Origin of the sequence: Paenibacillus sp. MAEPY2, from assembly GCF_000499205.1 — a bacterium.
GTDB classification, from domain to species: Bacteria; Bacillota; Bacilli; order Paenibacillales; family Paenibacillaceae; genus Paenibacillus; species Paenibacillus vandeheii.
In genome coordinates this window covers 216,968-242,526 of sequence record NZ_AWUK01000004.1, presented here as the reverse complement: position 1 = coordinate 242,526, position 25,559 = coordinate 216,968, and the positions used below count along the sequence as shown (strand labels likewise).

Here is a 25,559-nt window from a genome sequence, read left to right as displayed (position 1 = left end):
CTCGCGCTATTCGCGGGCCTTTTACTCAATCGAATACATGAATGTTTTGATTGAATGATATAGAATACATCCTAGTTTGCAACCTATCCAGTCTCAGTCATTGTAACCGTAGAAGTCGATCGTGCAGCTTTGTTATGCCAGACCACGATGACTAGCGAGATCAGACAGACTAAGAGCAGACATCCATATACATAATGATAGGCTTCCTCTACTGGAACACCCGGAATGCTATGCAGCAGCAGCCCACAGACAGCGACGGATACTGAACCGCCAAAAAATTGGATCAACTGTAACAAGCCCATACCGGAACCGATCTGCGCTTTGGGCAGCATCCGAGATGCTTCATTATTCAGCGAAGCTATCGAGGCGGAGAGTGCCGGGGAGAAAAAGAGATATCCGCCGGTGATAATCAAGGCAGACTGATTCAGTCCCAGCATAAACAGAGCAAGAACTGATGCAAGCAAAATGTGTCCGATCATTAGAAAACGTATATTGCCATAACGATCAATCCAGCGACCTACGAAACGGGTGCAGAATGCCGAGACGATGGCTCCAGGAGCAATCAGCAGACCAATAGCGAGCGACGAACGTCCGAACAGATCAGCGAGCACTAGCGGCATCAGGAACAGATTGCCCAGATTTACGACCAGAACACAGAAGCCGATGATCAGTAGCCGGGAAAACCCGGGTGTTCGGAATACATGTGGATTCACAAAAGGCAGGCTTGCCCTGCGAATATACACGATGTGCACAATAAGTGAAATGACACCGATGGACAGCCATAACCATGACTGCTGAGTGATGGCAACCAGAAGGGTAGTTGCATTAATCACGGTTAATGCTGCACCGATCATGTCAAAAGGATTCTCCGGTTTGGCCGTTTCACGCGGGAGAAAATAGAGCAGTACGGGCAGTGCAAGCAGGACAAGCACCGTAATAGCGAAAAGTCCATTCCAGCCCCAGTACTCACTAATAAGTCCGCCGACAATGGGGCCAAGCCCAAACGCCATAGCGCTACCTGATGAGATCAGTGCGATGGCAGCTCCGCGCCGTTCCAACGGGATGTAACGGCTTGCGATGACAAGCCCAAGCCCGGCCATGACCCCTGCACCCGCAGATTGCAAAATGCGTGTCAGCAGAAGGATCGCAAAGCTGTGAGCAAATAATCCGAATAATGAAGATAAACCCAAAATAAGCAATCCCACCGTCAGCAGTTTGCGCACCGGGATACGATCAGATAATCGACTGTAAATCACCGTCGACAAGGCGTAACCAATGGAGTAGCTTGAGATGACCCAGGATCCGAGATCAGATGTAATCTGAAGATCATGGATAATAACAGGTAAAGAGACGTTAAACATGGTGGTATTCATCACAACGATGAACAGGCAGCAAGTCCAGAGGGGCATAACAATTTTATCTTTCACGTGACCATTCCTGTCTATTCATTCAATAATTATTGAAATTCAATATTATATTTTACGCTTAATCATATCATATGGCAATAATGTCATAAAAATAATATCGGCTTATATTGTTACTTAACACTTGTATTGTGATAAGTGTGAAAATGATTTTAAACAAAATATTTCAGGTGATAGCCAAAAACAGGCGCCACTTCAAGGGCCGCCTGTCTTGGTATGCTGATCTATTTTTCTTATGAAACAGTGGCTTGTTTCCCCCGATTGCGAATCCATTTGATGACATCCATCAGAATGACGGCGGCGAGAGCGAGTCCTCCTGCGATCAGAAACTCATTCCAGCCAAACGCAGCCGGGATGGCAAAGATGCCGCGTACACCCGGGATCAGCGTGATTGCGTAAAGGCAGAGACAAACCAGGATGGAACCAAGAACTAATTTGTTGGTGGTGAAGCCGACCTGGAAAATCGTCTGTGTGTTGGAGCGTGCTGCAAAAGTTTGCAGACTCCGTGCCAGAATCAAGGTTGTAAAGGCCATGGCCACACTTATTTCCTCCGAGATTCCAAGTCCGATATATTGGGAAACGATGACCGCCACCCCGATCAGGACGCCGCGAGTAATGACGGCCTGTAACGTTCCGCCGGCAAAGATGCCTTCGTTAATATCTCGTGGTTTGCGTCGCATGACATCCGGTTCAGCTTTTTCGGTACCGAGTGCAATGGCTGGCAGCGAGTCATTCACCAGATTGATAAAGAGCAGTTGCAGCGCTGTAAAAGGGTTCACCCAGCCGACCACAAGTGCAAACAAAATGGCGATAATCGCCCCGAGGTTTCCTGCAAACAGGTACGCAATAGCTTTTTTGATATTATCAAATACCATACGTCCCACACTGACTGCATTCACGATGGACACAAAATTATCATCCGTCAAAATCATGGCTGCCGCATCTTTGGCGACATCCGTCCCGCTGCCCATCGCTACGCCGATGTCGGCCTGTTTCAGTGCAGGTGCATCGTTGACCCCATCTCCGGTCATGGCTGCAATCTTGCCTTTACGCTGCCAAGCACGCACGATCCGGATTTTATTTTCAGGAGATACACGTGCGTACACCGAGATATGTTCGAGCTGCTGGTCGAGTTCTTCATCCGACAGTTTGTCCAGCTCCGCTCCGGTAAGGGCCAGGTCGTCCGGGCCTGCAAGTCCGATATCAATACCGATGGCTTGGGCTGTTGTTTTGTGGTCGCCGGTAATCATGATGGTACGAATGCCCGCCTTCTTGGACTCTTCGATGGAACCATATACCGCTTCACGCGGCGGATCGATCATGGCTGTCAGACCAACAAGTGTTAAATCATATTCGTCCTCTATCGTGACCTGATTTTTGTCATCAAACTTTTTGTAGGCGTAAGCCAGCACACGGAAAGCGCGTTTGGAGAACGCTTCGTTCTTCTCTTCAAATTGCGTGCGAATCTCAGGCGTCAATGGCTGAACTTCACCGTTTATGAAAACATGACTACAACGGCTAAACAGAACATCCGGGCCACCTTTGGTCAGCAAAGCGGTCTGTCCCTCAAACGTATGCACCGTACTCATCAATTTCCGATCCGAGTCAAAAGGAAGCTCGGCTTCACGCGGAAACTGGTCACGAATTTCATTGTAATCCTTGTTCACCCGGTTACTGAAGGCGATGAGCGCTACCTCGGTGGGATCACCAAGTTCCTTGCCTTCCTGGTTAATATTCGAATCATTGCAGAGTACTGCAATATGTAACAAGCGGCGTTCCTCTGCAGACCACTGTTTGGGATCGTCGGGGAATTGGTCTTTCGTGCCATGGGGAATGTAATAGTCCACCACGGTCATTTTGTTTTGAGTGAGCGTTCCTGTTTTGTCGGTACAGATAATGCTGGCAGAACCTAATGCTTCCACGGCAGGAAGACGTCTGATAATGGCGTGCTGCTTGGCCATTTTATTCGTTCCCAGAGATAATACAATCGTCACAATGGATGAAAGGGCTTCAGGTATGGCTGCCACGGCTACGGCAACAGCAAACATTAGGGCATTCACAATGGATGGGCCGATATTTTCGGTTCCTTCCGTTAACCAGACACGACCTGCTTCGATGGCGAAAATGATAATCGATAGGCCCAGGATGAAAAAGCCCAGCTTTTTGCTGAACGATTCCAATTTGCGTTGTAACGGTGTTTCTTTGGCTTCGGCATTTTCAATTAATTCAGCGATTTTGCCGATTTCCGTTTTCAGTGCGGTGCCTGTAATAACGAGCATGCCACGACCATACACGACCAGTGAACCACTAAATGCCATGTTGCGACGGTCCCCGATCGGTGCTTCTTCGGGAATGGCATGCGCATGTTTTTCCGCAGCTTCGGATTCTCCGGTCAGCATGCCTTCATTGATACGCAAGCTGCCTGATTCCAAAATGCGGCCGTCTGCCGGGACATAATCCCCTGCATCCAGCAAGACAATATCGCCGGGAACGAGTTCCCGTGCGGGAATCGTTTGTTTCTGCCCGTCACGAATGACTTTGGCTTCGGGAGCAGACATTTGCCGGAGTGCGTCCAGAGAACTTTCGGCCTTCTTGGTCTGCACAACGCTGATTACCGCATTTAACAGAATGACGAGAAAAATGATTAGCGATTCGATCAGGTGTCCAAGGACGATCTGAACAGCGGCTGCGATCAGCAGCACGATAACCATGGGATCTTTAAAATTTTCAATAAATAGCTTCCAGATGGGGGTTGCAGCTTTTCCTTTTAACTCGTTATAGCCTTCCGTCTCAAGTCTCTTTGCAGCTTCGGAGGTGGTGAGCCCATCCGTGGAACTCTGAACGTCCTGAAGTGTCTCCTCTGCACTGTGTCTGTAATGTTGCAAATGACCAGCTCCTTGGATCATAGATTTCGGATATTAGATTTCTTTGTGTATATAACCTTGCAGGCGTCTAAGAATCAGTAAAACTTCATCAAATTTATGAACTCCATAGGTAGAATCTCCGCGTCTGGTGAATCTCATTCGTTTGCTATGATTGCGCATTGTATATTACAGCTACTTCGTTGCCGAATGACACGGTTATACTGATTACGTTGTGGGACAAATTTCGTTTTATAGATGTGGTTTAAACTATAGTGGGGATACGGTGTGTTGGATATGCTTTTGCTTTATTTTGATTAGGTCATTATACCTTGCGCAAAAATCATGAAATAAAAGGGGAATTAGTTTTTTTATCCTATTGAAGTTTTTTCATGGAAATGTGTATATAGATAAGGGCATATCATAAAACTCGGTTTTACCGCAGCATAAGGAGAAGGTACATATGAATGACAGCAGCATCGAACAACTCTTGAAACTAGCAGGAGGACAGGAAAATATTCGTCTTGTGCAGCATGACGTGAATACCACTACGCTGACATTGCATAACCGTACAGGCCTAAATATGTCAGTGCCTGATTTTGACGCAGATATTCGTATAACAGGTGATCAATGCTACATAACACTTGAGGACGAATTTTCCCAACTATACCATACGCTACAGGCCATGGGAGTGGGGAAAGCAGAAGGGGACGCACTGCCAGAAATAAGGCGTACCAGCAAAAAATCATTGTTATATTTTATTTCCGATGTGTTCAGGCCTCTGATGCCCGCCATCCTGGGAGCTGCAGTGCTCAAGATTGTGCTAGCCATCATTACGTTATTTAACGTTTACAGTTCTACGGATTCCTCTTCGTTGATGGGCAGTCAGACAATCCTGATATTTAAATCCATTGGAGATAGCGTGTATTATCTGTTGCCAATCCTGGTAGCCATCAGTACAGCCTATCGGTTAAAAAGCAATGTTTATGTTGCCGCAGCGATTGGCGGACTAATGTTCTACCCGCAAATGACCGCTTTACTGTCAGGTGAAGAAGATGTTCACTTTATGGGAGTACCCATTGTGTCACAAGCGATCTTTTTTTCAGCTTCCATTTGGGTGATTTTGACGATATATGCGGCGTCCTATCTGGAAAAAGTAGTTGAGCAAATAAGCTCAAGAGCCTTCAAAGAAATTATTGCTCCATTGTTGACGTTTCTGATTCTCGTTCCACTGGTTCTAATGATACTTGGTCCAATCGGTACTTGGATTGATCAGAAGTTACCGGATGTGGTGGGTTCATTACTGAATGATGCACCGATTGTAGCACTTATGCTGCTGGGAGCGGTTTATTCCCTAATGATGATCGCTGGATTACATTACTGGCTTTTACCTATGATAATCAATGAATTGATGGTGAATGGTTTCTCCCTCATTATCCCTGTCACGTTAGTTGCCTTCGTTGCACAAGCAGGAGCTTCACTAGCTACTGGGCTGAGAAGCAAACAGTGGGAATTCAGGAAGCTGGCTTTCTGGGCAACAGGAACAGCTCTATTAGGTGTTCCAGAGCCTGCGATGTATGCGGTCAATATGAGAAAGAGGGCTTCATTTTATTCGGCATTGCTTGGCGGTGCTGCAGGAGGACTGTATTTCGGGCTGATGTCCGTCAAAGCAGTTGCATTGGGTGGGTCCGCAAGTCTACTGGAAATTCCGCTATTTATGGAAGTAGGGAGTCTGAATCTGCTACATGTCTGTGTTGGTATAACGCTTTCTTTCTGTGTGTCAGGTGTGTTCACCTACTGGATGTTAGGAAAAGAACGGAAACAAGTATAAATTAAGAAAAGCCCGTACCTGATGGTGCGGGTTTTCGTGTATTGTAGAGTTAATAACACGACTTCAATTAAATATATTTTTGATGTAGTAACACTTAAAACTATGGATTCTTTAGCCACAGAAAGGATTACAATATGTCCAACAACATAGATTGGGTGGCACAATGGAAGTTAACCAAGCCACTGACAGACCAATGGATGACTGCGGGCAAGCTGCATCACTTTTCAAGTCATGCCTTGCTGCTCATCCTCGATGGGAAAGCGATCTGGAATATTAATGGTCATAGGGTTCAGGTATCTTATGGAGAGTTGATTGCTGTGCAAGAAAACTCTGTGATTGAAGTGATTGAGGGTGGCAATCTGGATTTGGCCGGATGGCATATTCAGTTTGATACATATGCAATTTTTCCTGACCGAGGTGAAATGGAGAAATATGAATGGCATGTACCGTCAGGAGATACGTATCAAAAAGTACAATTAACCGGTGGCACGCTGGCGATTCTCAGTCAGCAATGGAGTGAACACAGTTCTCCTGATTGGAATGCAACCCGGGTTGGAAATCAGTATCTGATATATGAATTGCTGCAACATGTATATCGTGAGCAGTCGGAAGAGCATTCGACCGTTGAGCAAGGTATTCTCCGCTCTGTGGATTACATGCAGCAGCATTATGACCAGGTCATCACACGAAAGCAATTGGCTGAGATCGCAGGTATCACTCCCTGGCATTATTCCCGCAAATTCAGTGAGCGATATGGGAAGCCACCTCTGGATTACCTGGCTCATTACCGAATCTATCGTGCTCAAGAGGAGCTGTTGTTAACAACGGCGACCTCTCAGGACATTGCCAAGAAGACCGGATTCGAGGATGCTCATTATTTCAGTCGTCGTTTCAAACAGCTAACAGGCGTTTCCCCGAGAAATTATAGACAAACGTTGCCCCTGCGTAATATCGTATGTCTTTCCCCGCTTTGTGCGGAAGTGTTGATTCACTTGGGGGTTATTCCACATGCCGTTATGGTGACACCCTTGCTTTTGCCTGAACATCAGCATGAACTATTTGAATTGCATCAGGTGAAGATGCTGGAAGTCCCGCAATATGAGCTGGATGTGGAACGGATTCGGCAAGTTCAGCCTGAATGGATTATAGGAAACGTATGGACAGAAGAGATCAAGCAAAGACTGCGCACCATTGCACCCATCTTAACGGGTCTGAATAACGATGTGGAGACCCTGCTCCATCAACTAGCCGGTTTGTTTCACCGTGAAGATACAGCCTATGAACTTCATTTGCAGCTTCAATTGGAAGTGAACGCAGTACAGCGACAACTGGAACATCTAGTCCAATCTTCCTCCACTGTGATGGTACTGAGGGTAGAAACGTTTGGTTATCGATACATGGGTGGTCATTCTAATGGGGTATCCCATGTGCTGTATGAACAGCTCCAATTAACTCTGCCACAGCCGCTGCAAGCAGGGGAGGCGTGGTTTAATCCTTGCTCACTCGACTTATTGGCCAAAGCTAATCCAGATTACCTGTTTGTTGAGAAACGGGTCATGCAGCACTTTAGTGCTGAAGATAATATGAAGAAGTTAGTGGAGAGCTCCCAATGGAATGACTTGGAGGCTGTAAAAAACAACAGGGTATTTCTCGTGGATACTCGCCTGTGGGTGGATGGTCGCGGAATTATCGGACACAAAATGATTTTGAATGAAATTGTGAATAGTCTGGTCACCAATGTATTGTAGAGCACAATAATCCAACTGAATACGCACCATCTCCTATGGAAGGATCTCTTCCTATTTGCTAGTATTTGATAATAATAATCATTATCAATATTACATAAGGGGCGAGTAGATCATGTCACGAAGGTTTAAGAGTTTTGGAATGGTGCTGTTGGTGTTAAGTTTGGTACTTTCAGCCTGTTCCGGTACTTCCAATAAGGAAGCAGGAGCTTCAACTGAAGATAGAGGGAGCAATGAAACGAAGGTTGTTCGGGATCAGTTCGGTGAAGTGACGATTCCTGCACATCCCCAGAATATGCTAGTCTTCGATTCGATCTATGCCGAGTATCTCATTGAGATGGGTGTGATACCGCAAATGGTTATATTCGTTCCGGAGGTTGAACCGGAATATCGTGCTTCTTATTTTGAAGGACACGGCGTGCAAATGATAGAAGCAGAACAATATCAATATAATTATGAACAATTGCTTGCGTTGTCACCAGATATGATTATTACCGTAGGCGAAGGTATGGATAAGGGAGCATATGACGAATTGACCAAAATTGCTCCAACGGTGGCTCTGGAATCCAACAGTGAAATGAAGCAAGCGATGCCGAAGCTGGCTACCCTATTTGACAAAACAGAGGAATCTGTCAAAGTGCTGGCAGAGTTTGATGAGAAGGCGAAGCAGGCACAGCAGAAAATTGCTCAGGCCATCGGCGACAAAACTGTGCTGGTCCTTCGAGTGGAGCACAATCGATATCGTTTCATGGGCCCCAAAGGAGGAAGCAGCAGTGTCTTTTTCTATGATATTTTGGGTCTGAACAGTCCAGAAGTCATCAAAGACTCTACAGACTGGTTTAGCCAGTTTTCCCTGGAATTTTTGCCTGAAATGAATCCGGATTATATTTTTCTAGAAGACAGAACACTGAAAGGCTATGATACGAAAGAATCTATGGATAACCTGAAAGAAAGCAAAGTATGGGCAAGTCTGAATGCGGTCAAAGACAATCATGTCTTTCCGCTGAAAACGAGTGATTTTGTAACAGGTGTAGGCCCTATCGGATCGGCCAAGTTATTGGATTATGTCGTTGGAAAGTTGGTGCCCTAGATGAATACTGGAGCGAAGCAGCCATTGGATATTTACGATATAACGATCGTTGGTGGTGGACCTGCGGGAATGTATGCTGCATTTTACAGCGGGATGAGAGCAATGCGGACCAAAATTATTGAAGCCAAAGAGGAATTGGGTGGATTTATGCGTACGTACCCGGAGAAGCTGGTCTGGGATGTGGGCGGGGTTGATCCGGTTCGTTGTGAGAAATTGATTGATTCTCTGGAAAGACAAGCAAGAACCTTTGACCCAACAATTGTGTTCGGCCAGGAAATTGCGCAGATGGAACGAGGTCAGGACGATATATTCGTGCTTACTTCGAAGACGGGTGAGCGTCATTATACACGGACTATCTTATTATGTGCAGGCAGAGGCATGACGCAGGTTCAGAAGCTGGATATCGAGGGTTCCAATCGGTATGAGCTGACGAATCTTCACTATACCATTACCGATCTGTCGAGATTCAAGGATAAGCGTGTGCTGATCTCCGGAGGCGGGGATTCCGCGATAGATTGGGCGAATGAAATGGAGGGATTGGCGCAGGAAGTCATTGTGGTTCACAGACGACATGAATTTACGGCACATGAGCTGCCGGTTGCCCAGATGAAAGCTTTTGCCCAAGTCTTGACCCCTTACAGCATCTCTCGCTTATATGGTTCAGGAGATAAAATAGGCCGTGTTGACCTCGTGCATGTAGACAACGGGGAAATCATGCCAATTGAAGTGGATGAAGTGGTAGTAAGTCATGGATACGATCGTGATTTTGGTAACCTGGTCCACTGGGGACTCGAACGTGAAGATTACGGTATCTCGGTTGATCCGCGAATGTGCACGAGTCAGCCAGGTATATTCGGAGCCGGTGATTTCATCACCTATGGCAGTAAGGTTCGGCTGATCGCCGGTGCCTTCAACGATGCAGTACTGGCGGTAAACAGTGCGAAATTGTATATGGAACCTAGCGCTTCCGATATGGCAGGGGTATCTTCCCATAATGCCCGTTTCTTCGAGAAAAACAAAGCTATTTCTACCTTGTGAATTAACATGTATAGAACGGAAAAATAAGTAAGGAGCCCGACCCGTGTCGAGAATTTCTCGAACATGAGTCGGGCTTTTCTTAATGAAACTTCCATGCTCAACTAACCATAAGTTACCCCCGTGGTTCTTGATAAAAATTAATATAACTCATGAGTTCCTTTATTCCTGAAAATTGCATGGCCAGTTGGCTGTTAAGCTTTTGCAGGGCCAGATGGAATGCCTTATTGATCTGTGCATAATCCTGCGTGCCGACGGTGTTTAGAAGCTCTTTCATATGTTCAATGTAGTAGACGGATTTTCGCAAACTGCTAATGACCAATATCTTTCTCAGCTCAGCTCTGGTGTACATTCGATAACCATTGTGCTTGTCCCGTTCCGAACGAATTAACCCTTCTTTTTCCCAATGTCTGATGGCAGAAGTGTTGACCCCAGCTACTTCAGCGACTTTCCCAATCGTCAATGCATTAGTGATTTTAACATTCCTATATTCAGAAAAATCGGTCTGTTGGATCATGATCCATATCTCATCAACCCGTTGTTTTTCCAGTTGGGTGTTATACAACTGCTGGTTCAAAAGCCAAAGTGCGTCGTTGATTTCCCCACGTTTAACTTTCCTCATGACTTCATATACAACGGGAATCTCATAACCCTTTAATAACGAACGAATGGCGATGAACGCTTGGAAGTGAATGGACGTATAGTACCTGTGGTTGCTTGCGGTCCGTGGAACGTTGGGAATCAGGCCTTCTTTTTCATAGCGTCTCAACGTGGTTGTGCTAATAGCCAGTTCAGTTGCAATCTGTCCAGGTGTATATGTAAAGTTCATTTGCTTCTACTCCTCATGCCTCAAGTAAAACCTTCAAGTGCTACACTAACATAAAAAGAGGCAATGGGTCTATTTGATCCGCATTTTATAATAAAAACCGGAATATTGCATCAATGTTATAGACTAAATGTATAAACTGCAAAAAAAACTGAAATGGTGGGGAGTTGGACATTGAACTGCAGTAGGATGAGATGTGAATTAATCGTTTTAATAGACAACTTTTCTCATAATAGGCACTTAAATTTTCTGAATTATAGTTAATTGTCTATGCCCCCCGTGATTGTTAGACATAGTATGTGGAGAAATATCACGGAGGTGAGCTAATTGATAAATCGTCATGGGAAACATATTTGTAGACGTAAATTTAAAAAACAATTGCATTGTGGTGTTAAGGGTAAGATTTTTTTAAGGGTTAAACCTAAAATTGTGATTAATGCACCGCAAGGCTCTCCAGGGATTCCTGGTCCAATTGGACCGGTAGGTCCGACGGGTGCTCCAGGGGTTCCGGGACCAGCCGGACTGCAAGGGGTTCCTGGTATACAAGGACCAGCTGGTCCGGCTGGAGCGATCGGAGCAGTTGGCCCTGTTGGCCCAGCTGGTCCAGTTGGCCCTGCTGGTGCAACGGGCCCAGCTGGAGCAACAGGTCCTGCCGGTCCTGCCGGGGCTGGAATAACCAATTTCCTAAGTGTTTTCCGAGCAGATCCTGGCCCAGGTACTGACACAGTTCCAGGAAACTCACCAATAACGTTTACCGGAGTTTTGGCTAATGTAGGTGGAGCATTCACCTTCGTCCCGCCATCTCCGACGATAACAATCAATGAAACAGGAAGTTACTTTATCTCTTTCACCATTCATAATCAGAGCGATGCTGCTTTCAACCTCACAGTGAATGGAACGCCCTTAACACCCGTGCCTTTCACGGGTAATGGAGGAGGACCCATATCTGCTGAAGTTATTATTACGGTCACAACAGTTCCAACGACGATCCAACTGGTAAATGCGAATGCAACTCCTGCACAGTTGCATAACAATCTAAATACCACTTTGACAATTCTGAAGCTGACTCCTTAATTCCGATTCTCAATATAGTTTATGTGAGCATATAAATAAAAGTTTATGTCTTTTATCCAGTCAATAAGTCTAATTATTCTAAAAGATAGACTGAATTATCGGGGGCTGGAGAGCGGTAGGGCGATGAAGCTAAGAGACATCGCCGCTGCTCTCTCCGTTTCCGAAGCCAAGCCCCCAAAGTCTGGTAAGCGAATCACGGTGCTGGTAGCTACCGAAGGTATGAAGTCACTGAGATTATGCCCATCGTTACGCTCAAGCTGGACAAGATACTTAAGCAAGAGGAAGCTCTGGTTAAAACATGAACTGTCCAAAAAACGCCATTATAATGTTTTAAACTAAGGGAAAACAACAAAGGAGTGGTTCATTTGAAGAAAATGATTAAGATGAAAAATGGTTCAGAGATGGAAGTGGGTCTAATCGGGAATTCCGATCGCAAAGTCATTATGCTGCCCATCGCTAAAAAGTCCGTAACCGGACAAGAAGCCGAAACCCTAAAGTTATGGGGTGTTGATCCTGAATTGGGTGCAAAGTTTATCGCTGGACTTTCGGATGAATTTCAGATCCTGCATTTTGATTATGAAGGCCACTACATGGCACATCCCCATCCGGAACATTTTACGTCCGAGTATATAACTCAGGATTTATTAAGAATTGTGGATCAAATGAATGTGAATCGATTCAGTTATTATGGATACTCCTGGCTCGCCCTTGTCGGGTTGCAGCTCGCCATTCGAACCAATAGACTCGAAAGCCTCATCATGGGAGGATTCCCGCCATACGAGGGACCGTATGAGGAAATGCGAGTAGTTACCGCAAGGACATATGAAGCAGCATTGAAGCAGCATGGTAAATTGGAACATGAACCAGAAGGACAAGCATCGATGAATTCGGAGCAGATGTACCCGGAAGAAGTGGATTGGGACAACATTCAGATCCAAATTGATCCGGATCAAACCAAACAATTTATCACCATGTACGAAAGTTTATTGGATTTTGATGACCAACTCATTCAAGATCAGCTGAGTATCCCGAGATTAACTTTTGCAGGTGAGAAAGATACAATTGTATATGGTGAAAAGTTTGGAAATGTGACAGTGGATATCGCTGGACGGCTGCAAAATAATAAATCCATTCTTGAAAACTTCGGTTGGACCGTCGAAATCATTAAGGGAGCGGATATGGATCACACCAAAGCGATGCAGCCCAGTACCGTTCTCCCTGTTATCCATCCCTGGTTAAAAGCTCATCTAAGCTGAGGATCGGCAGGAACAAAGTTGGTAAAGTTGGGATTACTGTGTTACATCGTCCAAAGCTCTTTGTTTGCGCTGCTGATAATCCAGAATGGATTCATATAACAACTGTTCGTTGAAATCAGGCCACATCACATCCGTAAACCAGAGCTCGGAATACGCGGCTTGCCATAATAGAAAATTGCTTAACCGTTTCTCCCCACTTGTTCGGATCAGCAGATCGGGGGCAGGATTTAGTCCGGTATACAAAAACGTTTCGAATTCCGCCTCGGAGATTTCCGAGGTTTCGTTGTTTTCTTCTTTGTTTTCCTCAATGTATGTTTTGATGGCTTGCACAATATCGTTCTTTCCTCCATAATTCATCGCAAAATAAACAGCCATCCCGCTGTTGGTTTGAGTTAGTTCTACCACTTTGCGCATCGCTTCCTGGGTTTCTTCTGGGAATTTGGAGATATCACCAATAAAATTAACTTTGATATTATTCTGATTCAGCTCCTGGACCGTTGTATCCTGTACAAATTCGACCACCAGACTAATGATGTAATCGACCTCTTCCTTGGGCCTTTTCCAGTTTTCCGTAGAGAAGGCGTACAGCGTGAGAGAGGCGATTCCGTTTTTGTGGCACATACTTATCGTTTCCCGCATCGTCTGCATTCCTGCATAGTGTCCGGCACTTCGAGGTAACCCTCTTCTTGTCGCCCACCGGCCATTACCATCCATCATAATTGCGATATGTTTAGGTACAAACCCGTTCCAGTCGATGCAATCTTTAACATTTGGTTTTTCTTTAACTACTCGCCACTTCAATGAATGTTCCTCCCGCTCCTCAAGCTAAAATGGGTAAGACATGTGTAATGGATTTAATTTGTTCGGGTTGATTTCCAGAATTTATATATATTATATAGGATTGTATAGGAACAGTCATGACTGGCTTAACACTCACCAATACCAGAATGAGCCTTTCAATGTTTTAAAACACGCTGCGAAGAAATCATACAAATATGTGAATTTATGGTGAATTCCATGCGCTTTCGGTCCATGATGGTTCGTTCTCCATTATAATAAATCAAAACGGACGAGGAGATGAACTCCAGATGAAAAAACAAATGTGGATCATTGCCGGTTTAGTGATTGTAATTGTGTTGGGAGCTTATCTGATTGCAAGCAATGTAGGGAAGGAAGAAGCAGGTAACGCCGAAGCAACCAATGTCAAAAAAATGGTTGAAGATATCAGTACACGCAAGGAGACACCGGAATCAGCCTCCATTAATGCCACCCAGTTAATTGTCACGGATAATGGCAACCAAACGACAACCTACGACTTGCCTGAAAATGAATTTTTCCTTTCCATTGCGCCCTACGTGGAGCAGACCCATCCATGTGCAATTCATAGCCTGACCGGTTGTCAGGGCGAAATGGAAAATAAGAAGTTCATGGTGACGATCCATGACTCCGAAGGGAATACGCTCATGAAGGATGCTGAGATAAAGTCCGGCTCCAACGGTTTTATGGATTTCTGGTTACCCAGGGATAAGTCATATCTTATTCGTGTGGTGCATGATGGAAAGGTGGCAGAGACCCAGCTATCTACATATGAAGAAGATAATACGTGCATCACAACGATGCAGTTGAGTTAAAATGAGAAAGGCGTATTTATGCAGTTGTTTGATGCAGTGGAAAAATAGGCTACGTGTTGTAGCGAACGTATCCATATTTGGGAACAGGATGTCTCCTGTGTTCTGGATGAATGTGCCGCGGCGATTTTGACGAAGCTTTCAAGCCAATTGGTTTCTACTCTTGAATGCCGAGGCTTCCGTCCGATTCATGGAAGAGGCCAACAAGGGAGAGCCTGGGAATAGGGATGAGCTGTTTGCCGAGGCTTATCTTCGTAATCAAACCATTCAGAAACCGGGTGCATATACAGCCGCTATTCCCAAAACCAATCACGGGAGCTATACCGATCTGGCTGGCGTATCTCCAATCATTAATGAAGCAGGCGCCGATGTAGCAGCCAATTTCCAACTTATTAATGAACTGTCGCTGAGCTTCTTTGACCAGCATCTCAAAGGAATAACCGATGGATGACATTCAGACTGCGCATCCTGAAATTAACTTGATCAAGTATTAGACTAATAAGTGTTAAGAGAGCCCGCTTTGAATGCGGGTTCTTTCAATTTTGAATTGACAAAATTGCATCCCTACGGGATAATTCATTAGTGATAATGATAATTGTTATCATATAAATACATATAAATAGGGGAGAAAAGTGATATGAAAAAAGGATTAAAAGGACTTTTGATCATGCTAGCGTTTGTGCTGGTCCTGGCGGGATGCGGAAAAGCCAACACTACTACAGATGCAAGTAAGGATGCTGATTCCGGGAGCGCTCCGGCAGAAGAGACAGCAGGTCCTGTGACGGTGAAGCATAAACGCGGAGAGTTGACGCTGGACAAGCCAGCAGAGCGTGTTGTTACGTTGGAATGGACATACACTGAAGATGTGGTTGCACTGGGCGTTCAACCAGTAGGTAATGCAGATAACGCCAATTACAAAGTCTATGTATCATCCGAAGCAGGGCTGGATGACAGTGTGACGGATATTGGAACTCGGAGTGAGCCGAACCTGGAAGCGATCGCTGCATTGAAGCCAGACCTCATCATTGCCAATGCAGACAATAATAATGCGGTTTACGATCAGCTTAATGCAATTGCACCAACAATTGAATACGACCCGTATGATGGCGATGGCTATAATTATGACAAAATGACAGAGATCTTTAATAACATCGCAACTGCGCTTGGCAAAGAGGACAAAGCGAAGCAAGTACTGGATGAACTGGATCAGCATTATGCAGAAGCCAAAGAAAAACTGGCTGCTGCAGGTAAAGATAATTTCCACTTTGCTTTGACACAGGCATTCACGTATCAAAATGCGGCCAGTCTGCGCATGTTTACCGATAACTCGGTCGTGATTGGCACGTTGAACAAAATTGGTTTGGTTAATGATTGGCAGCCTGAAAAAGTAGAAGGTTATGGTTTCTCTACAGTGGGGATTGAATCCTTATCCGATGTACAGGATAGTAACTTCATTTATATTACACAGCCAGACGATGACGTTTTTGGTACAGCAATGAAAGATAACTCGGTGTGGAACGGACTCAACTTTGTAAAGGAAAAACGCATATATCAACTGGATAGCACGACATGGACATTTGGTGGACCAATTTCCTCCAAAGCGTTGGTTGATGGCGTTGTTGAGGCGATCACCAAATGAGTTCGGTTCAGGCAACTAGGCCAGCAACGAACTGGCGTACAATAAGCATATATGGGGGCGGTTTATCCGCTCTCATCGTGCTTTTTTTTGTAAGCCTTTGTTATGGTGAGGCAGCCATTTCATTCCACACCGTTTGGGACGCACTTACTGGCAGACAGAATACTTTAGAACACAATATGATTTGGGATTTGCGTATGCCACGTACGGTTATCGGTATTATTGCAGGAGGGGCTCTGGCTGTAGCGGGAGCGCTGTTACAGACGATTACTCGTAATCCACTCGCTGCGTCAGACACGCTGGGCATTAATGCAGGAGCGTACTTTATTGTGGTGCTGGGAACCATTCTTTTTCCGGGCGTGCTCAGTCAGTCACCTTTTCTATTTGCAGTTCTTGGTGGTTTGGTGGCAGCATTCGCAGCTTATTTCATGGGTGGCGGACGAAGATCCAGCCCGGTACGACTTGCTTTGTCTGGTATGATTGTGTCTATGGTGCTTGGTTCATTTACAAGCGCACTGCATATTTTTTTCTCCATGGAAACGCAGGGGCTGTTTCTTTGGGGTTCAGGAACACTCGTCCAGAATGACTGGAGTGGCGTAGCTTATGCTTGGCCTTGGGTCATTGGTATTACCGTTCTCGCGTTAATCCTGTCCAGACAGTGGGATATGCTGGAGTTGGATGAATCAACGGCGTCCTCATTGGGACAAAAGGTTGGACTCGCTCGTGCCGGCGGTTTGATTATCGCGGTATTGCTGGCTGCGGTGATTGTCAGTGTAATCGGGCCGATTGGCTTCGTGGGACTCGTAGCACCACATTTGGTTCGATTGAGTGGAGTACGCTCCAACCGATTGCTGCTACCAGGTGTTTTTATATGGGGAGCGGCTCTCCTGGTTGGTGCGGACGTACTCGCCAAGATGGTGCATAACTCCAGCATGGAGCTGCCAACAGGTGCTGTAATGGCGATCATTGGTGCACCGTGGCTGATCTGGCTTGTACTCACACGTATGAAGACAGCGAACGGGTCGGGCATGTCCACTTCAATGAGCACAGGAGCACCTTCACGTCGCTTTGCATTCGGCCCAATGGCCGTATTATTTTCGGTCATAACCGTAGTGCTTATCTTTCTCAGTACCATGTTTGGCGGTATGCGAATTCCGCTGGCCGATCTGTTACCGAGTCTATTCCAATCAGATGGACTATTCTCCGCATTAGTTCAACTTCGAATTCCGCGTACGCTTGTTGCTGCAGGAGCGGGGGCTGCACTGGCGATCAGCGGTGTGCTCATTCAGATGGCGGTACGTAATCCGCTGGCGGATGCCTCCATTGTTGGTGTATCCTCTGGTGCAGGGCTTGGAGCAATGATGGTCATCATTTTGTTCCCGGGTCTGCCTATGTATTTGCTGCCGATCGCGGCAATCATTGGTGCAGCCATTGCGGCAATCATTGTATTTTCCCTCTCATGGAAGAAAGGGCTGAATCCTTCTGCGGTTGTGTTGCTGGGAATTGCGATGTCTGCCATTGCAGGAGCAGGTATTCAGATTCTGATTGTACGTGGTGCGGTATACGGCAGCAGTGGATATATATGGCTGACCGGAAGTACCTATGCCCGTACGTGGGATCAGGTGAAGACTATCGGTATATTTTTAGTAATACTCGTTCCGGTGGCTTGGTGGCTGGCTCGCAGATTCGAACTGTTAGTATTCGACGATAATAGTGCATCAGGACTTGGACTGAATGTACGCCGTACACGATTACTGGCAATGACGACGGGTGTACTACTGGCAGCAGGGGCTGTTGCTTGTGTAGGGACCGTTGGTTTTATCGGTCTGATTGCACCACATATGGTTCGGCTACTGACGGGACATAAATTAAGACGATCGATGTTTTTATCCGCATTGGTGGGGGCAGTCATGCTGGTGCTGGCCGATACGATCGGCAGAACGGTCATGGCGCCAACAGAGATCCCATCAGGCATACTCATTGCGATCATTGGAACACCGTACTTCCTGTATCTGATGTATCGTTCGAACTGGCGAAAGTCCGTATAATAAAAATAATTCAGGAAGCCTGCTCCTCGAGCAGGCTTTTTGTTATCTGTTTGTCTTGTATTTCTCCACTGAGCGTAGTCTCACTTTTCAATACCTTGCCTGGAAATAATAAAATCCCCCCCCTGATTAACAGTGTGGAGATCACGTCAACGAACGTGGTGCTCATGCCCACTGTGTACCTAGGGGGATTTCTACTGAGTAACGCTAAGCTCTTATTGTGGTTTATATGAATTGTTCTTTAGAATCCCACTGTTGTCTACGGACAGGATCGCTTGCTGCAATGTCTCTTTATCCTGAACCAAAGCAAGTCTCACATATCCTTCACCCGAAGGGCCGAAAGCACTCCCGGGCGTTACGATTACCCCGGCTTGGGTAACCAGATCCATGGCAAACTGTTCTGAAGTATCGTAGTGGTCTGGAATCCGACTCCAGATGAACATGGTGGCTTCGGGTTTGGCGATAGGCCAACCGAGGTTGGTGAAGCCATCGCATAGAACGTCTCTACGCTCCTCATAGGTATCTCTGACCTGCTCAATTTCGCTCTGATCCCCTGTAATTGCAGCAATGGCTGCCTTCTGAATCGGCAGAAACATGCCGTAATCCATGTTGGATTTCAACTTCTTAAGCACGGATACGATATCCGGGTTCCCTACGCAAAAGCCGATCCGTGCCCCGGCCAATCCATAGGTTTTGGATAACGAGTTGAATTCAATGCCAACATCCATCGCGCTGGGATAAGCAAGGAAACTTCCGCATGTTTTTTCATCGAACACCAGCTCGCTGTATGCATTGTCATGGAGAATGATAATGTCATATTTCTTGGCAAACTCAATCAGATCCAGATAGAACTGCTTGGGTGCCATCGCTGTCGTGGGATTGTTGGGATAGGATACAAGCATGAATTTTGCTTTGCGCGCAATATGCTCCGGTATGTCCTGAAGTTGAATGACATATCCGTGTTCTTCTTTTTGGGGCATATAATACAGCTCGGCTCCTGCGAGAAGAGGTCCATCGGCAAAGACAGGATAACAAGGATCGGGTACCAGGACCAGATCGCCTTCATCCACGATGGCCAGAGAGATATGCGCAAGTCCTTCCTGTGATCCAAGCAAGGAGCATATTTGGGTTTTCGGGTTCAGTTCAACATGGTAACGACGCTTGTACCATTCACTGACCGCTTGCAGCAATTCACTCTGATCATTTACAGCATATGTATAGTTTGAAGCATCTGCTGCTGCCTCGCACAAAGCCGTCATGATATGTTGGGCCGGGGGAATGTTGGGTGTGCCAACACTTAGATCGATGACCGCATCTCCGTTCTCCAGCCGCTTGCGCTTGATTTCTAGCAAACGGGTGAAAATCCCTTCACTGAAGTGTTCCATACGTTTAGCAAACTTCATGATGATTTATCCTCCATCCTGATCTCCCCTTGGGGAATAACACTTGGAGGTATTATAGCAAAGTTTTCAGGTGATAAGTAAGCGCGAAATGTGTATCCGACTTCTCAATACGATTTTCTTCATTTACAATTAAAGGAAAGCTAGACAGATAAGTATTAGAGAATGGAGGGTGACCAATAATGAACGAACCGTGGGCAGCTTCGATGAGTGGTGTTCCCTGGAACGAGGATAAAATGGAAAAGGCTATCGTACAACTACGGAACAGGGCTACGATTAGCTTTGTTGTCGGGCTGGACGAGGTGCATGATCTGCGAAAGCTGGATGAGCATGTATTTGCCAAACGACCAGATTTGATTTTGAATGTATCCAATACAGATGTGAAGGGGCGGTATTCAGAAGAGTTTCTGGAGGCACTTGCTGGTTTAAAACATGTCACTGCTTTGCAGCTGGATCTCAAGCAACCACAAGATTTAAGTGTATTGAGTGCGCTGCAAAAGATGGAGTTTCTGAATATTCGCTCACCCAAAAAGCAAAACCTGGACTTCATCCGAAATTACAAATACTTGACTTACCTCGCACTTAGCGGGAAATTTCCCGATCTCTCGCCGATTGAGGACTGCATTCGGTTGAGTACCCTCATCTTGAACTGTGACATTGATCAGCTTGATTTTGTTGTAGACTTACCATTTATGGAGTATTTGGCTCTCGATCACTGTACATTGAATGGTTCACTCGAAGTACTGGCTGAATCGAATATCCGTATGCTGAGATTATCGTCCGTAAAGAATCTAACCGAGATTGATGCAGTGGGGGCATTACATCATCTGGTCTATCTGCATCTGTCATTGCCCAAAATCGAGCGGTTGTGCGACTTCTCGCATTTGAAGAATCTGCGTCAGCTTGAACTGGATTTCATGAAGTCTCTGCAAGAGATTGAGAACCTGTGGACTGCGGATCAATTGGAGGTGCTGGAACTGAAAGAGATACATAAGGCGATCAAGGCTGAGGCATTCGAACGTTTGACTGAAATGCAAAGTTTACGACAGGTGGATTTTCGTTTTATTGATTATAGTAAAGGTCGGATTTCTAGTATGAGCAAACAAATGATTGAAGCGGGAAAAGGGCATCTGCTCTATGAACAAATTCCTAAAGAACAACGAATTCCTTCGATGGCTCTTGTGCACCTGTCCAAAATTCTAATGTAAACTGACAGTACACCAGCGCCTGCTTCCGAGCGGACGCTGGTGTATTTACAATCTACGGTTCTTGCCCGCTCACATCTGGTTAGCCATGGCTGGAGGAGATGAATGGCTCATCACCCGCATGACGCTTGCGATATTCTCCGGGGGTCAGCCCGTACCGACGCTTGAACATGCGGATAAACGAGTTTACATTTTGATAACCGACCTGTGTCGCAATGTCCTGAATTCGCAGATCTACATTCACAAGCAGTTCCTTGGCCCGCTCAACCCGCAGATTGTTCAGATATTCGCTGAAGTTGATGTTCGTCTTTTCCTTGAAAATACTGGAGAGGTACCCCGATGTTAAATTCAACTTGTCGGCGACAATATTCAAATTAATATCTTCCCCATAATGATGATCCAAGTAGTCCAGCACAAAGCTAATAACCGGATCACGCGTTTCCAACTGGCTGCGTACTGCCGCAAGTACAGGTTGAGCCTGCGCCTGAAGCCATTCCCTATATTGCTGCATGGAATGGAAACCAGCAAATGACTCTCCCGGAGGAGAAGAGCGAATCTCTGATTCGATGTGCGTTAGATTCAGCTTCATCACCGTCTTGCCAATTTGTTCTACGGCGCCGATTGCAAAGGTGCGGAAGTCTTCTGCGGCTGCATCCTTGTGCTGCAGTTGTTCCAGCTGGCGATCCAGCCAAGCGAATACGGCCTCATCATTGCCAGATTGCAAGAGGTTGTGCAGTTCCTCGCCATAGGATACCTTCACATGGAAGGCATTCGAAGAAGAAGCACGTGGCTCTACAATAACCTGCGTCTCCCCGTTTAACCTTCGTTCTTTCAACAGCATGGACAGATTGCTGTACGCATCGGTAAACGGAATCTCCCCGGAATAAACCGGACTTACCGCGATCGTCAGATAGAGCGTTTCTTCGACAGCCAGCAACTCCTTCAGTGTATCCAGCGCCTGCAAAATACCGCTCTGCGGACCAGGATCGAACAGCAGCAGAAGCAGTTGGTCCTGCTCGGGCTGAATGGCAACGCTATTGGTATTGCTGCTGGTGAACAGGCTCTGAATCAGCTTCCATAATAACAGGGTATGCTGCCCGAATTCATCCGGCTGGGATTTGAAGCCCACCTTGAACAGAATGGAGACATAGGGCTGCTCGGATTGCTGGACATCCTCAAGCTCCGCCAGATAGGAGCTGAGCGGGATATTTTTTACTTTATGGATATAAGCGTACTGGCGTACGAGAGAGTTCTTCTGTGCAAGATCGCTTTGAATGTAACGGTTATTCTCCAGAATGGAGCTCAGACGGTCGCCGATCATGGCGAATTCTTTTACACTGCTCCATTTATCTGGCCCGCTGTCCGAATTTCGGTCCAGAGCAGCAATAAGGCGCTGGAGCGGCTGGTTTAATCGTAAGCTGAAAAACAGGGAGGAAAGCAGGCTAATCAGTATAGCAGCGCCGAGCAGGACAGCCAACAGCAGCTGCATACCTCGCATTTCCGCGGCAATCACCGCGGCTTGGGTAACCCGGACATAGGTGAACCCTGTCTGCTTACCTTTTTCATAGAAGTAATACTGATCGCCGATACGTTCATGTTTGCTTCCATCTGCAAGTAGCTGCGTATTCAGCATCTCCCCCTCCATTGTAGTGAACAGCAGGCGTCCCTCATTGTCCAGAATGTAGAACGGATTATTGCCGGCATCACCATACGTGTCTTGCATACGCTGTGGATTCAGCATAACAATGCCGTACACATCCTCGTAAGGAATGGCTTTCATCATGATTGGCATCAGTTGACCGAGGGAGCGGGAGAAATGAAGAGTGTTTTCCGTAAAAGCTGCGGCAGGCATCACTTTCAGGAACTGGTTGTTCATCGTTTGAGTTTTCCAGTAATCCGGCGGATATTCTTTACTATAATAATATTTACCGAACATATCGCTGGCACTGCTAAGACCTTCCTTCTCCAGTACATAGTCTTCTTGCTTGAAATAGAGAATGAAATTGTCGATATGCAAAAAAGGATTGGCATACAGCGTGGAGAGGTCTGACTTGACCTCAGCGGGAATATCGTAGCGGCGGTTTTCCTTAATGTGGCTCAAAATGCCCAGGTTGGCTGTCCAGGTATCCGATTGAGTGAGGGCCAGAATCATATTTTGGGTCAGTCGAAAGTGATTCTCATACCCTTCAACGGTCTGAGCAAGGCCCAGTTCATTTTGTCTGACCATCTCCTGATATACTTTGTTACTTAAGTACAGATGGGAGAACAGGTTAAATGAAGCCAAAATCAGGATGACACTGAGGAAGCTCAGCATTAGCTTGACAAACAGTCCATTCAGCGCAAATTTGCTTGTAAGCAGTCCCTTCATTATGACATTCCCCCTTGTAGTACAGCCCCGGATCGAGTAGTTATTCCTATCATAGCGGCATAAAGCTAACACAAACAATATACACTTTTACAGAATTATACGCAGATATCTGGAAAAAAGGTGTAAAGGCGAAAAGTTATATAACATGTAGATAGCGCTTTCTAAAGGATTATAGCTATAATTCGGAGACGAACCCCGGAATTTCAGGGTAAGTTATCTGACATGTGAGTCGATTGCAATCATCTAAGCAAGAGGGGGCATGCCGATGGCTGATGCTGGCGTAACGCAACGTTCACTGCAAAAGAAAGCACACCGGCCGCCTCGGCGGAAGTCGCGTTTGATCAGAACCTGGAACAGGAACAAGGCGCTATGGCTGCTCTTCCTGCCATGCCTCCTGTATTATTTGATCTTCCGCTATGCGCCGATGTTTGGTCTGGTCATCACGTTCAAGGATTACAATCTCTTTAAAGGAATATGGGCCAGCGATTGGGTGGGATTCAAATATTACCGGATGTTTCTGGAGAATCCCGATTTTTGGCCGCTGATGAAGAATACGTTTCTGCTGGGACTGTATAAGCTGGTGTTTGGCTTCCCAGCCCCTATCCTGCTGGCCATTCTGCTCAATGAGGTACGCAGGGCGGCATTCAAGCGTTTTGTACAGACGGTCAGCTATCTGCCGCATTTCATCTCGAATGTGATTGTGGCAAGTATGGTGATTATGTTTCTCTCCCCAACAGGAGGGCTGATTAACAATTTGTTGGCAGGGATCGGCATCGGACCGATCAATTTCATGAATGAGCCCGGGCTGTTCCGGGGCATCTATGTCCTGTCGGAAGTCTGGCAGCACATCGGCTGGGAGACCATCATTTATCTGGCTGCGCTGACGGCCATCGATCCTCAGTTGTACGAAGCGGCGGATATGGACGGAGCAAGCCGATTACGCAAAATCTGGCATGTCACTCTGCCCGGTATATCTCCCGCCATCGTCATCACGCTGATTCTGAATATCGGCAAAGTGCTGGAGATCGGCTTCGAGAAGGTCTTCCTGATGCAGAATCCGGCGATATACGATACGGCGGATATTATCAGCACGTATGTTTACAGGGTGGGCATGGTACAGGGGAATTTCAGCTATGGTGCGTCCATTGATTTGTTCATGGGAGTCATCAGTCTGATCTTCATCTACACGGCCAACTGGCTCAGCCGCCGATTAAGTGAGACCAGTCTATGGTAGAAAGAGGTGTGGCGTGAAATCACTGCGATTTTCCTGGTTTAACGTTGTGGCATCGCTGATTCTGCTATTTGTGGTGGTGGTCACACTCTATCCGTTCCTTCATATGCTTGCGGTTTCCCTCAGCAGCAATGTGAATGTCATGCAAAACAATATTTCCTTCTGGCCCAAGGGCTTCAATCTGAGCATGTACAAACTGGTACTGGGCGATCCGCAAATCTGGACGGCTTACCGCAATACAATCATTTACACCGTGCTTGGTACACTAATCTCGCTGGTGGTCACCTCGACTGGAGCCTACGCCTTGTCAAGAAAAGACATGGCACTGCGTAATAGCTTCACCGTCCTGATTGTCATTACGATGTTCTTCAGCGGCGGGATGATTCCGACCTTCCTGGTGGTCCGTTCCCTGAATCTGGTGGACACCGTATGGGGCATGGTTCTCCCGGGGGCAGTCAGCACCTGGAACCTGATTCTGATGCGTACTTTCTTCTCGGGCATCCCCAAAGAGCTGGAGGAATCGGGACGTATGGACGGTCTGAACGATATCGGCATCTTCATCCGTATTATTGTGCCGCTGTCCAAGGCATCCTTTGCCACGATTGCCCTTTTCTATGCCGTGGGCATGTGGAATAACTTTATCTTTCCATTGCTCTATCTAAGGTCTCCCGATCTGTTTCCGCTCCAGGTGCTGCTGCGTAATCTGGTGCTGGCTGGCAGTGCAAGTTCAGGTGACGTAACGTCCATTGGGGGAGATAACCTGGTGGTGGAGGAATCCCTCAAATATGCGACCATCATGGTCTCAACGCTGCCTATTCTGGTCATTTATCCGTTTGTACAGAAGTATTTTGTCAAGGGAGCCATGGTAGGTGCGGTCAAAGGCTAAAGTCTATAGGCGAACAAG

At 46.3% G+C, this 25,559-nt stretch carries 19 protein-coding genes; 13 read left to right on the top strand and 6 right to left on the bottom strand.

Translation table 11 applies throughout. From position 1 onward, the window contains the following. Positions 1-83 precede the first annotated feature (83 nt). Both P364_RS0102575 and P364_RS0102570 read right to left on the bottom strand, forming a co-directional pair. Positions 84-1,427: an MFS transporter gene (locus P364_RS0102575; protein WP_024628599.1), complete on the bottom strand. Its 1,344-nt coding sequence runs from the start codon at positions 1,425-1,427 to the stop codon at positions 84-86. A gap of 230 nt (positions 1,428-1,657) precedes the next feature. Next, positions 1,658-4,309 (bottom strand): cation-translocating P-type ATPase, encoded by a 2,652-nt coding sequence (locus tag P364_RS0102570; protein WP_024628598.1) that lies wholly within the window; start codon positions 4,307-4,309, stop codon positions 1,658-1,660. A 439-nt stretch (positions 4,310-4,748) separates the two neighbouring features. Between P364_RS0102570 and P364_RS0102565 the strand changes: the two genes are divergently transcribed. The 4 genes from P364_RS0102565 to P364_RS0102550 all read left to right on the top strand — a co-directional run bounded on the left by P364_RS0102565 (position 4,749) and on the right by P364_RS0102550 (position 9,989). Beyond that, a complete protein-coding gene (locus tag P364_RS0102565) occupies positions 4,749-6,116 on the top strand; it encodes a PTS transporter subunit EIIC (protein ID WP_024628597.1) in 1,368 nt (455 codons plus the stop codon). A 134-nt stretch (positions 6,117-6,250) separates the two neighbouring features. Beyond that, complete coding sequence (locus P364_RS0102560) at positions 6,251-7,864, top strand: helix-turn-helix domain-containing protein (RefSeq protein WP_024628596.1); 1,614 nt, start codon at positions 6,251-6,253, stop codon at positions 7,862-7,864. Positions 7,865-7,976: 112 nt separating this feature from the next. After that, entirely contained in the window at positions 7,977-8,951 is a 975-nt protein-coding gene (locus P364_RS0102555; protein WP_029880664.1) for an ABC transporter substrate-binding protein, read from the top strand. After that, a complete protein-coding gene (locus P364_RS0102550; protein ID WP_024628594.1) occupies positions 8,952-9,989 on the top strand; it encodes an NAD(P)/FAD-dependent oxidoreductase in 1,038 nt (345 codons plus the stop codon). 112 nt (positions 9,990-10,101) lie between these two features. On the opposite strand, the gene P364_RS0102545 is transcribed toward P364_RS0102550, so the two are convergent. Further along, a complete protein-coding gene (locus P364_RS0102545) occupies positions 10,102-10,815 on the bottom strand; it encodes a MerR family DNA-binding transcriptional regulator (RefSeq protein ID WP_024628593.1) in 714 nt (237 codons plus the stop codon). 426 nt (positions 10,816-11,241) lie between these two features. On the opposite strand from P364_RS0102545, the gene P364_RS0102540 reads away from it, so the two are divergent. Together P364_RS0102540 and P364_RS0102535 are read left to right on the top strand one after the other, a co-directional pair. Further along, positions 11,242-11,886, top strand: coding sequence for a BclA C-terminal domain-containing protein (locus P364_RS0102540; RefSeq protein ID WP_328285944.1), 645 nt, complete (start codon positions 11,242-11,244; stop codon positions 11,884-11,886). A 365-nt stretch (positions 11,887-12,251) separates the two neighbouring features. Continuing rightward, the gene (locus P364_RS0102535; RefSeq protein WP_024628591.1) at positions 12,252-13,142 is read left to right on the top strand and encodes an alpha/beta fold hydrolase; all 891 of its coding nucleotides are present in this window, start codon (positions 12,252-12,254) and stop codon (positions 13,140-13,142) included. 33 nt (positions 13,143-13,175) lie between these two features. On the opposite strand, the gene P364_RS0102530 is transcribed toward P364_RS0102535, so the two are convergent. Beyond that, positions 13,176-13,943, bottom strand: a complete 768-nt coding sequence (locus P364_RS0102530) for an isoprenyl transferase (RefSeq protein WP_024628590.1) — start codon at positions 13,941-13,943, stop codon at positions 13,176-13,178. Positions 13,944-14,230: 287 nt separating this feature from the next. Here P364_RS0102530 and P364_RS0102525 point away from each other — a divergent pair, with 287 nt between their 5' ends. From P364_RS0102525 to P364_RS0102510, 4 genes are all read left to right on the top strand, one after another. Further along, positions 14,231-14,773, top strand: a complete 543-nt coding sequence (locus tag P364_RS0102525; RefSeq protein WP_024628589.1) for a CueP family metal-binding protein — start codon at positions 14,231-14,233, stop codon at positions 14,771-14,773. Between the two features lie 187 nt (positions 14,774-14,960). Next, complete coding sequence (locus tag P364_RS35005; protein WP_052016459.1) at positions 14,961-15,221, top strand: hypothetical protein; 261 nt, start codon at positions 14,961-14,963, stop codon at positions 15,219-15,221. A 186-nt stretch (positions 15,222-15,407) separates the two neighbouring features. Further along, positions 15,408-16,409 (top strand): ABC transporter substrate-binding protein, encoded by a 1,002-nt coding sequence (locus tag P364_RS0102515; protein ID WP_024628588.1) that lies wholly within the window; start codon positions 15,408-15,410, stop codon positions 16,407-16,409. Further along, positions 16,406-18,454: an iron ABC transporter permease gene (locus P364_RS0102510; RefSeq protein ID WP_024628587.1), complete on the top strand. Its 2,049-nt coding sequence runs from the start codon at positions 16,406-16,408 to the stop codon at positions 18,452-18,454. Before P364_RS0102515 ends, P364_RS0102510 begins: the two co-directional genes overlap by 4 nt. Before the next feature lie 212 nt (positions 18,455-18,666). On the opposite strand, the gene P364_RS0102505 is transcribed toward P364_RS0102510, so the two are convergent. Continuing rightward, a complete protein-coding gene (locus P364_RS0102505) occupies positions 18,667-19,854 on the bottom strand; it encodes an aminotransferase class I/II-fold pyridoxal phosphate-dependent enzyme (RefSeq protein ID WP_024628586.1) in 1,188 nt (395 codons plus the stop codon). A gap of 179 nt (positions 19,855-20,033) precedes the next feature. On the opposite strand from P364_RS0102505, the gene P364_RS0102500 reads away from it, so the two are divergent. Continuing rightward, positions 20,034-21,059 carry a hypothetical protein gene (locus P364_RS0102500; RefSeq protein WP_024628585.1) on the top strand — a complete coding sequence of 342 codons (1,026 nt, stop codon included), beginning with the start codon at positions 20,034-20,036 and terminating at the stop codon, positions 21,057-21,059. Positions 21,060-21,138: 79 nt separating this feature from the next. Here the strand turns inward: P364_RS0102500 and P364_RS0102495 are convergent, their stop codons facing one another. Further along, the gene (locus tag P364_RS0102495; RefSeq protein ID WP_024628584.1) at positions 21,139-23,424 is read right to left on the bottom strand and encodes a helix-turn-helix domain-containing protein; all 2,286 of its coding nucleotides are present in this window, start codon (positions 23,422-23,424) and stop codon (positions 21,139-21,141) included. A 265-nt stretch (positions 23,425-23,689) separates the two neighbouring features. Here P364_RS0102495 and P364_RS0102490 point away from each other — a divergent pair, with 265 nt between their 5' ends. Then, a complete protein-coding gene (locus P364_RS0102490) occupies positions 23,690-24,658 on the top strand; it encodes an ABC transporter permease (protein WP_024628583.1) in 969 nt (322 codons plus the stop codon). Positions 24,659-24,671: 13 nt separating this feature from the next. Continuing rightward, on the top strand, positions 24,672-25,541 hold the full coding sequence (locus P364_RS0102485) for a carbohydrate ABC transporter permease (RefSeq protein WP_024628582.1): 870 nt from the start codon (positions 24,672-24,674) through the stop codon (positions 25,539-25,541). Positions 25,542-25,559 lie beyond the last annotated feature (18 nt).

What these genes read in the sequence shown, in the direction of transcription:
- P364_RS0102565 (WP_024628597.1), top strand. Translation starts at nt 4,749, where the DNA reads ATGAATGACAGCAGCATCGAACAACTCTTGAAACTAGCAGGAGGACAG.
- P364_RS0102560 (WP_024628596.1), top strand. Translation starts at nt 6,251, where the DNA reads ATGTCCAACAACATAGATTGGGTGGCACAATGGAAGTTAACCAAGCCA.
- P364_RS0102555 (WP_029880664.1), top strand. Translation starts at nt 7,977, where the DNA reads ATGTCACGAAGGTTTAAGAGTTTTGGAATGGTGCTGTTGGTGTTAAGT.
- P364_RS0102550 (WP_024628594.1), top strand. Translation starts at nt 8,952, where the DNA reads ATGAATACTGGAGCGAAGCAGCCATTGGATATTTACGATATAACGATC.
- P364_RS0102545 (WP_024628593.1), bottom strand. Translation starts at nt 10,815, where the DNA reads ATGAACTTTACATATACACCTGGACAGATTGCAACTGAACTGGCTATT.
- P364_RS0102525 (WP_024628589.1), top strand. Translation starts at nt 14,231, where the DNA reads ATGAAAAAACAAATGTGGATCATTGCCGGTTTAGTGATTGTAATTGTG.
- P364_RS35005 (WP_052016459.1), top strand. Translation starts at nt 14,961, where the DNA reads ATGGAAGAGGCCAACAAGGGAGAGCCTGGGAATAGGGATGAGCTGTTT.
- P364_RS0102515 (WP_024628588.1), top strand. Translation starts at nt 15,408, where the DNA reads ATGAAAAAAGGATTAAAAGGACTTTTGATCATGCTAGCGTTTGTGCTG.
- P364_RS0102510 (WP_024628587.1), top strand. Translation starts at nt 16,406, where the DNA reads ATGAGTTCGGTTCAGGCAACTAGGCCAGCAACGAACTGGCGTACAATA.
- P364_RS0102505 (WP_024628586.1), bottom strand. Translation starts at nt 19,854, where the DNA reads ATGAAGTTTGCTAAACGTATGGAACACTTCAGTGAAGGGATTTTCACC.
- P364_RS0102500 (WP_024628585.1), top strand. Translation starts at nt 20,034, where the DNA reads ATGAACGAACCGTGGGCAGCTTCGATGAGTGGTGTTCCCTGGAACGAG.
- P364_RS0102495 (WP_024628584.1), bottom strand. Translation starts at nt 23,424, where the DNA reads ATGAAGGGACTGCTTACAAGCAAATTTGCGCTGAATGGACTGTTTGTC.
- P364_RS0102490 (WP_024628583.1), top strand. Translation starts at nt 23,690, where the DNA reads ATGGCTGATGCTGGCGTAACGCAACGTTCACTGCAAAAGAAAGCACAC.